Origin of the sequence: Kitasatospora sp. NPDC052868 (assembly GCF_044547105.1) — a bacterium.
GTDB lineage: Bacteria > Actinomycetota > Actinomycetes > Streptomycetales > Streptomycetaceae > Kitasatospora.
Genome location: NZ_JBITZW010000033.1, coordinates 60,778 through 68,902, shown reverse-complemented (window position 1 = coordinate 68,902; position 8,125 = coordinate 60,778). Strand labels below are relative to the sequence as shown.

The 8,125-nt window shown below is 72.8% G+C and carries 7 protein-coding genes and 2 pseudogenes; 3 read left to right on the top strand and 6 right to left on the bottom strand.

The window, feature by feature from the left end; all coding sequences use genetic code 11:
* Window positions 1–265, bottom strand: a pseudogene (locus ACIGZJ_RS33965) (hypothetical protein); the annotation flags it as partial.
* A 439-nt stretch (window positions 266–704) separates the two neighbouring features.
* Here ACIGZJ_RS33965 and ACIGZJ_RS33960 point away from each other — a divergent pair.
* On the top strand, window positions 705–1,949 hold the full coding sequence (locus tag ACIGZJ_RS33960; protein ID WP_396460896.1) for an NAD(P)/FAD-dependent oxidoreductase: 1,245 nt from the start codon (window positions 705–707) through the stop codon (window positions 1,947–1,949).
* A 302-nt stretch (window positions 1,950–2,251) separates the two neighbouring features.
* A complete protein-coding gene (locus ACIGZJ_RS33955; protein WP_396460895.1) occupies window positions 2,252–3,172 on the top strand; it encodes an RNA polymerase sigma-70 factor in 921 nt (306 codons plus the stop codon).
* 141 nt (window positions 3,173–3,313) lie between these two features.
* Here ACIGZJ_RS33955 and ACIGZJ_RS33950 read toward each other — a convergent pair whose 3' ends face one another.
* A complete protein-coding gene (locus ACIGZJ_RS33950; protein ID WP_396460894.1) occupies window positions 3,314–3,919 on the bottom strand; it encodes an RICIN domain-containing protein in 606 nt (201 codons plus the stop codon).
* Between the two features lie 419 nt (window positions 3,920–4,338).
* On the opposite strand from ACIGZJ_RS33950, the gene ACIGZJ_RS33945 reads away from it, so the two are divergent.
* Window positions 4,339–4,803 carry a hypothetical protein gene (locus ACIGZJ_RS33945; RefSeq protein WP_396460893.1) on the top strand — a complete coding sequence of 155 codons (465 nt, stop codon included), beginning with the start codon at window positions 4,339–4,341 and terminating at the stop codon, window positions 4,801–4,803.
* A gap of 124 nt (window positions 4,804–4,927) precedes the next feature.
* Here the strand turns inward: ACIGZJ_RS33945 and ACIGZJ_RS33940 are convergent.
* The 4 genes and pseudogenes from ACIGZJ_RS33940 to ACIGZJ_RS33925 form a co-directional block, all read right to left on the bottom strand.
* Window positions 4,928–5,077 (bottom strand): annotated as a pseudogene (locus ACIGZJ_RS33940) (Tn3 family transposase); the annotation flags it as partial.
* A gap of 61 nt (window positions 5,078–5,138) precedes the next feature.
* Window positions 5,139–5,345, bottom strand: a complete 207-nt coding sequence (locus tag ACIGZJ_RS33935; protein ID WP_396460892.1) for a Tn3 family transposase — start codon at window positions 5,343–5,345, stop codon at window positions 5,139–5,141.
* Between the two features lie 55 nt (window positions 5,346–5,400).
* The gene (locus ACIGZJ_RS33930; RefSeq protein WP_396460891.1) at window positions 5,401–6,213 is read right to left on the bottom strand and encodes an SGNH/GDSL hydrolase family protein; all 813 of its coding nucleotides are present in this window, start codon (window positions 6,211–6,213) and stop codon (window positions 5,401–5,403) included.
* 533 nt (window positions 6,214–6,746) lie between these two features.
* Window positions 6,747–8,075 (bottom strand): glycosyltransferase, encoded by a 1,329-nt coding sequence (locus ACIGZJ_RS33925; protein ID WP_396460890.1) that lies wholly within the window; start codon window positions 8,073–8,075, stop codon window positions 6,747–6,749.
* Window positions 8,076–8,125: the final 50 nt, after the last annotated feature.

The window sequence follows — 8,125 nt, the reverse complement described above, 5'->3', positions numbered from 1 at the left end:
TGGTGACCTGCAGCGAGAACGTCACCGCCTCTCCCGCGCGGCTGAGCGTCGCGGGGTTGAGCGAGGGGGCCACGGCCAGGGCGGGCGCCTGCGCGCTGGCCACCGCGCCCAGCGGCAGGCCGGTGGCGAGGACCGCCGTCACCGCCGCCGCCGGGACCAGCCTGCGCAGCAGGCCGGGAATCGCGCGGGCGCGCGACGCCGCGCGCGGCAGACGTCTCCAGCCCTTCGCCGAACCACCCGGCGGCTTCGCCTTGCGCACTCTCATAGCGGTCTCCCGAATCTCGGTTGGAGCGCCCGAGCCCCCGAGGAGCGGCACCCGGATCGCCGTGAGCGACCAGGGCCCGCCGGTGACGGGGGTGCGGCATCCGACCGCTGTGGGCTGCAGGACGCCGCACAGACCCGGCCGGGCCTGCACACCCATCACCGCGGGCAGCCCCGACAGGGCCACCGAGCCGCCGATGCGCGCGTCCTCTCGAAAGCATCGCCACATTCCGCAGGACCACGTCCTTCGACAGCGTCGAAGTGCACCTGATCAGCTGAGACTTTCACCGGATTGGACCGTCAACAGACCAACAGCACCCACCGCCACGAGGACCCTGCCCGTGGCTTCGACCGGGCCGGTGGAGTGATCCGCCTCACACGCTGTCACAGCGGCGGGTGGTGCGGTGTCTTGTGTCCGAACCCCTTGAAGCGGAGGAGACATCATGGGCGGGAACACCGAGGTGGTCGTGGTCGGCGGCGGTTATGCCGGTGTGATGGCGGCCAATCGTCTGACGCTGCGCGAGGACGTGCGGGTGACGGTGGTCAACGCGCGTGCGGAGTTCGTCGAGCGGGTGCGGCTGCACCAGCTGGTGGGCGGGTCCGATGACGCGGTCGCGGACTTCCGGGAGGTGCTGGCCGGGGGTGTGCGGCTGGTGGTGGACACGGTGGCCCGGATCGATGCGGCCGGGCGCGCCGTGGTGCTGGAGAGCGGCGGGCGGCTGGACTACGACTACCTGGTGTATGCGGTGGGCAGCGGCAGCGCGGACCCGGGGGTGCCTGGGGCGGCGCAGTTCGCCTATCCGGTGGGGACGTTGGAGGAGGCGGAGCGGTTGCGGCCGGTGCTGGAGGCGGCGGGGTCGGCCGGGGTGACGGTGGTCGGGGGCGGTCCGACGGGGATCGAGACGGCGGCGGAGCTGGCGGAGGCGGGCCGCGCGGTGACGCTGGTGTGCGGCGGGGCACTGGGTCCGTATCTGCACCGGCGGGGGCGGCGTTCGGTGGCGGGCCGGCTGGCCGGGCTGGGTGTGCGGGTGCTGGCGGGTGCGGGGTCCAGGGTGGTGGAGGTGACGGGCGAGGCGGTGCGGTTGGCGGACGGCCGCACGGTGCCCAGCGGGGTGACGGTGTGGACGGCGGGGTTCGGTGTGCCGGACCTGGCGGTGCGCAGCGGGTTCCGCACCGATGAGCTGGGGCGGTTGCTGACGGACGAGACGCTGACGAGTGTGGACGACGAGCGGGTGGTGGCGGCGGGGGATTCGGCGGCGCCGTCGGGTGTGCCGTTGCGGATGAGCTGCCAGGCGGCGATTCCCCTGGGCGCGCGGGCGGCCGATACGGTGCTGAGCCGGATCGCGGGGGAGCGGCCGGAGGTGCTCGGCGCGTCGTTCGCGGGGCAGTGCATCAGTCTGGGGCGGGGTGCGGGGATCTTCCAGTTCGCGCGCAGGAGCGATGTGGCGGTGGGGTTGCACATCTACGGCGGGCTGGGTGCGAGGGTCAAGGAGCTGGTGTGCAAGGGCACGCTCAAGCACCTGGCGGGGGAGGCGGGCAAGCCGGGTTCGTACGGTCTGCACCGCGTCCCCGGAGGCGCCAAGCAGCGGCAGCAGGCGCTGCAGGCCGGGCCGCAGCAGCCGTCGGCGCAGGACGGGGCGCCGGCCACCGCTGACCGCAGCCGGCCGCGCGTCGCCGATCCGGTCTGACCGCTCCGATCCACCTGCCGTGCGGCGCCGGGCGATCGCCGGGCGCCGCAGCGCGCCGCCGCACGTTTCGCCGGGGGCCCTGGGCGACGGTCCGTCATGGACCGGCCCCAAGGTGGCCTGTCTTGGTGTGTTTTGGTGCGTCTTGGCACGTCACAGCCGTGCGCAGGTGGCGTCCCGCCCTCGATCGCACCGGACGGGTGGGCCAGAATCGAACGGTTTTCAACGTAAGAGGACCTGGTTGTGGATGCACGTCCGAAGGCCTTCGGCAACCAGGGCCGGCCGCGAGGAAGAGGTATCGAGAGATGAGCGACCCGGCCACCGACCCGGCCACCGACCCGGCCACCGACCAGGCCACCGAGAGCTTCGTCGCCCACCGGAACCTGCTGTTCACCGTCGCCTACGAGATGCTCGGCTCGGCGTCCGACGCCGAGGACGTCCTCCAGGAGACCTGGCTGCGGTGGGTCAAGGTCGACCTGGCGCACGTGCAGGACCAGCGCGCCTACCTGGTCCGTATCGCGACCCGGCAGGCGCTCAACCGGCTGCGCACGATGAAGCGCCGCCGGGAGACGTACGTCGGCCAGTGGCTGCCCGAGCCGATGCTCACCGCGCCGGACGTCGCCGAGGACGTCGAGCTCGCCGAGAGCGTGTCAATGGCGATGATGCTCGTCCTCGAGACCCTCTCCCCGACCGAGCGGGCCGTCTTCGTGCTGCGCGAGGCCTTCGACGTCGGCTACGACGAGATCGCCGCCGCCGTCGACAAGACTCCTGCAGCCGTCCGTCAGATCGCGCACCGCGCCCGGCAGCACGTCGACGCCCGCCGTCCGCGCCAGACGGTCTCCCCGAGCGAGACCCGGGCGGTGCTGGAGTCGTTCCAGCGCGTCCTCGAGACCGGGAACACGCAGGGCCTGCTCGACGTGCTCGCCCCCGGGGTCGTCCTGGTGGGCGACGGCGGCGGCGTCAAGCGGGCCGCGCTGCGGCCGGTCGTCGGCGCGGAGAAGGTGGCGCGCCTGATGGCCGGCGGTCTCGTCAAGAACGACCGCTCGATCACCGTCGCCCTCACCGTGGTCAACGGCAACCCGGCACTGCGCATCCTCCTGGACGGCGAGATGGACGGCATCATGGCGGTCCGTATCGAGGACGGCCGCGTCACCGGCCTCTACTACGTCCGCAACCCCGAGAAGCTGAACCGCGTCGAGACCGAGACCTCGCTCACCCTGCGGTGAACTCCCCTTGTCCCACTTGCCACTTGGGGACCGGCTGAGGCCTGGACCTCACGGGTCCACGGCTCCGCGCTCCCGGCCGCGACCGGGAGCGCAGAGCCGTGGTCATCGGACCGGGTGCGTCACCCCGCCCCTGTCGAGGCCTTAGACCAGCTTCCACGAGTGGTCGTCGTTATCGCTGCAGTAGTACAGCGTGAGGCGGGCGTTGTCGCCGCCGGTCCGCACGCCTTCGACGTCCAGGCACAGGCCGCTCTTGAGGTTGACGATCCAGGAGCCCCCGCCGCCGCGCGGCAGCAGCCAGAACTGCTGGTTGTCGCCCGAGGAGCCGTCGCAGGTGAACTCGCCGACCGTGGCGCCGGCCTCCACGGCGCCGTAGTCGTGGACGTCCAGACAGAGCTGGTCCTTGGCGTTGCGGACGGTGTAGACGGGGTAGCCGTTGCTGGTGGTGCCCTGGAGGTCCCAGAAGAAGAGCTGGTTGTCACCCGAGGTGCCGTTGCAGGTGTACTCGTTGACGGGGCCGTTGATCCTGCCGGGTCCGTAGTCCGGGAGGTCGGCGCACTTGGTGGTGACGGTGTTGTACAGGAGGTACGGGCCGTAGCTCGCGTTCGCGTTGGCGGCCTGGCCGGTCGCGGGCGTGCGGGGCTCGTCGGCGGCCTGGGCCGCAGGTGCGGTACCGAAGGACAGGGCGCCGAACACGGCGGCGGCACCGAGTGCGGCGCCGGCCTTGCCCACGAAGCTCTTCCTGCTCATCGAACTCCTCCAGTGGTGAACGGGTCGGTACTGGTGTCCGGTTCGTCGCGGCAGCACCGTTCGCGTCGGCGCGAAGCTGTGCCGGTCTCGGGCTCCGCGTGACGGCCGGTTCGGCTGTGCGTCTCCATGCTCGGCGGCAACCGTGCTGAGGCGCACGCTACTTCGGCCTGTGCCGAAGGTCCGGTAGCCTTGTGCGGCTGCACTCCTCGCGGACGTGATCTACGAGGGAACGATGGGCATGGATGAGGGCGCTCCGACCACAGCGCGCCTCCGCGATGTACTGAACCGTGCTGGGCGCGTCGTGATCGCCGAGGGATCTCCTGACGAGGCGAACTCCGCGGACGTGGCGCGGATCGTGGTGACCGGTGCTGAGATTGCAGACCTGGCCCACGTGCTGGCCATTGTGGACGGAGGCACCGGTGACCGGGCTGCGCGACGTGGCCATGGAGGTCTCCAACCCGCCGGGGCGCGACCTGGAAGCCTGGTCAGATCGGCTTCGCGAGGCCGAGGCCCGGCTCGCCAAGCTCGTCCAGGACGGCCATCCGGACGGGATCGAGAGGATCCGCGTCCTGCTTGCATGGGCCGGGACTTCCGCCAGGGAGTCCACCGGCGGCCAGAAGTGGTACGACACGGCGGTCGAACAGCTGCTACTCGCCGAGGACCCCGACCTCATCCTCACCGCTCTCGCCACCGGCTCGCCGAGCCCGGTCCAGCTCGACGGCGCCGCCCAACTCTTCGGCTCCCTCGACTGGACTGGAACGCACGGCAAGGACCTGCCCGAGCCGCTGCGGTCGGTGCTGATCGGGCACATCCGGGCAGACGGCACCGACCCCATGAGGTTGCGGATGCGCCACGGCCATTACGGTGCCGAGCGATCTGACTGACAGGACGCTGCCGGCTTCCGGATGGGTCTCCACCAGTATCCTCGTCGCCGTCGCCCCCGTCTCCGTGATCATGCGGCGGTAGCCGCAGCGGAGATGAACTGCAGCAGGTACGGGTCTTGGAGATCAGCCCGTAGTGGGCGAAGGCGTCGCCCGGACAGGTCTGGCGCCCATCCCGGGACAGCATGCGGATCAGGTCGCGGCCGCGGACCTCGCCAAGGGCCAGGGAGCCTGCCACCCCCAGCATGTCGCCCCGGTGCGCCCGGACCTGGTCGAGGCGGCACCGTGTGCCGGGCGACCACCTGCAGCGGCCCGCAGGCCGCTCCGGGGTGGGTGCGTCACAGCCGGGCGTCGGAGATGTCCGCGATCCGTGGGGAGAGTTGGTAGCCGCAGATTGCGAACAACCCGAACAGGATGTCGCCGTAGCTCGCGGTGCCGGTGACCACGGTGTCCTGCTTCGGCCCGCCGTCGCGGCCCAGCGGCGGGTCCAGAATGAACAGCGAGTCGCTCGGCGTGCCGGGCGCCACCACTGCGCCCAGGTCCATGACCTGGTCGTTTGGCCACGTTCAACCAGGTGGCGCCCTTCTTGCGCAGCCCGACCTACCCAAGGGAGTTGAGCGCGGCCGCCGCCGCTCGGGCCATCTGCTCGTCGTAGCGGCCGGTGCCGCCCCGGAGGCGGGCCACACCCTCGGCGGCGGCCAGGGCGAGCAGGCCGGGGAGGAGGTCGGTGCTGCGGTCGACGACCCATCGGGTGCCCTTGGTGGCCATCCACCAGAGGTCGGTGGCCAGGCCGGGAGGCGGTTCGGCGGGCTCGGCGACGGGCGCGGGGCCGAGGGTGCGGCCGACCGTGGCGAGTTGGCGGTGGAAGCCCCGGGCGATCAGGTGGTGTCCCTCGGCGCTGGGGTGCAGCCGGTCGACGCTCAGCAGTCGCCGTTCCGCCGACCACGGGAAGTCGGCGATGTGCAGGTGCACGGCACGGTGTCGCGTGGACAGTGCGTGCACCACGGTGTTCACCGCCCGCATCCGCCGGGCCAGCGGACGGGCCAGCGGTTGTGGCAGCCGCAGCAGGGTGCCCGGATCGGGCAGGCAGGCGGTGAGCAACACCGCACCTCCGGCCGACAGTTCGCCCAGCGTGGCATCCAACTCCAGTGTGGTACGCCGGATGTCGAAGCCGGCGCGCAGGGTGTCGTTGCCGCCGACCACTACGGCGGCCACGTCGGGGCGCAGGGCCAGGGCGGCGGGCAGTTGCTCCGCTGCGAGGTCGGCGGCCAGGGCGCCGCTGCGGGCGAGGTTGCTGAACTCGATGCCCGTCTCCGCCGGCGCCAGCGACTGCGCCAGCAGCGCCGCCCACCCCCGCCACCCACTGCCCACCGGATCGCCGACCCCTTCCGTCAGCGAGTCCCCGAGTGCCACGAACCGCACCGGCTCCCCGGTCCGCGGGCCACCCCCGTCGACGCCCCGGGTCGGCCCCACCTGCGCGGGGCCCGTGCTGCCGCCCCCCGGCCCCGCGCCGTTGCCGGCCCTCGGCCCTGGCCCCGCAGCCCGGCGAGCGGTACCCAGCCCCTCGCCTGTCGTCCCCGCCTCCACCGTCACCGTCTGACCTCGCACTCGCACCTCGCGAGAGGCCTCCCGACTCGTGGTCCGCGGGGCCTCGCCTCCAAGGAATATGTCGACTGGTCTACATAGTTATTGGAAGGCGGTGGCCCGCTCTCCACTGCCCTCGAATATGTCGACCGGTCGACATATTCGTTCTCCTGCTGCGGCATTGCCGTACTCCAAAGCCTCGAATCTATAGACCGGTCGATATATTTCCCCGGGCCGGCACGCCTCTCCGCCCATTTCATGTAGACCGGTCTACATATTTACCCGCCGATCGCATGCCCCTCGCCTCCGCCGGCTCCCTCCTCGCCCCGGCCGCGTTCCTCGCCCTCCCCTCGTTCCCACCCTCAAAGCAGCTCTCCCCGACCTCCCCGTTCCTCGCCGGAGTGGGAAGTCGGCCGATCCGACTTCCCGCTCCGAACCTCCGCTGCACCGCCCACCCCTGAGTCATCGCCGGACCCCTCCACCCCTCCGCCCATCCCGCCGCCCGTCCCGCCGCCCATCCCGCTGCCCACTCCTCCGCCCGTCCCGGCAACGCGTGTCTGCGCCCCGTGCGCCGCCAGGAACGCGTCCACCGCCGCCGGCCAGCCGAACTGTTCGGCCTGTGCGCGAGCCACCGCCCGGCGGTCCGCCTCCGGCCGCGACAACAGCTCACGAACCGCCTCGGCGAACCCCGTGCCGCTGTCCTCGGCCGCCACGCCCGCCGGGCCGACCAGCCCGGGGAGAGCCGAGGACCGGCTCACCGCCACCGGAGTCCCGCAGGCGAGCGCCTCCATGGCGGCCAGGCCGAAGGTCTCCACCGGTCCGGGCGCGAGCACCACGTCGGCGCACCCCAGCAGCCGGGCCAGCGCCGCCCGCCCGCCGACGTGCCCGAGGAAGTGCACCGGCAGCCGCCGCCGCCCGGCCTGGGCGCCGAGCCGCTCCCGCAGCGGTCCCGTGCCGGCCACCGCCAGGACGACCGGGAGGCCGCCCGAACGCAGCAGGGCCAGCGCGTCGAGGGCCCGCTCGGGCCGCTTCTCCGCCGACAGCCGCGAGCAGAGCACCAGCAGCACCTGCTCCGGTTCCGCGTACTGCGCCCGCTCGTACGCCCGCGCGGTCGGTGCCGACGGGCGCATGGCCTCCAGGTCCACGCCCAGCGGCGCCCGCGCCAGGTTCCGCACACCCAGCCGGTGGAATTCGGCGGCCGCCCAACCGGTCGTGCAGACCACGGTGTCGTACGCCCGCGCGGTGCGGGCGTTGAGCCGGTCCGCCGCGGCCCCGGCCAGCGCGCCCGGGAGGCCCCAGGTGCGGAGGAGCCCGGCGGCACTCTCGTGCGACACCATCACCGAGCGCACACCGTGCCGCCGGGCCCAGGCGCCCGTCCAGCGCAGGGTGGTGCGGTCGGAGACCTCCAGGCGGTCGGGCGCCAACCGTGCCAGCTCGCGCGCCACCGCCCGCCGGTCGGTGAGCAGCCGGTAGCCGCCGCTGCCGGGCAGCACTGGTCCGGGCAGCGTGACCACCAGTCCCTGCTCACTCTCCTGCTCCGCCCGCGCCGCCCCCGGCACGACCAGTACCGCCTCGTGCCCGGCGGCCCGGTAGCCCGCGCCGAGGTGTCGCAGCGCGGTCCGCAGCCCGCCCGACACCGGGGTGACGAAGTTCGCCACCCGGACTATTCGCAGCCCGTCCGTCGTACTCATACCGCGGGCTCCTCCGCCACTCCGTACGGAGCGCCGGCGGGTCGCACCAC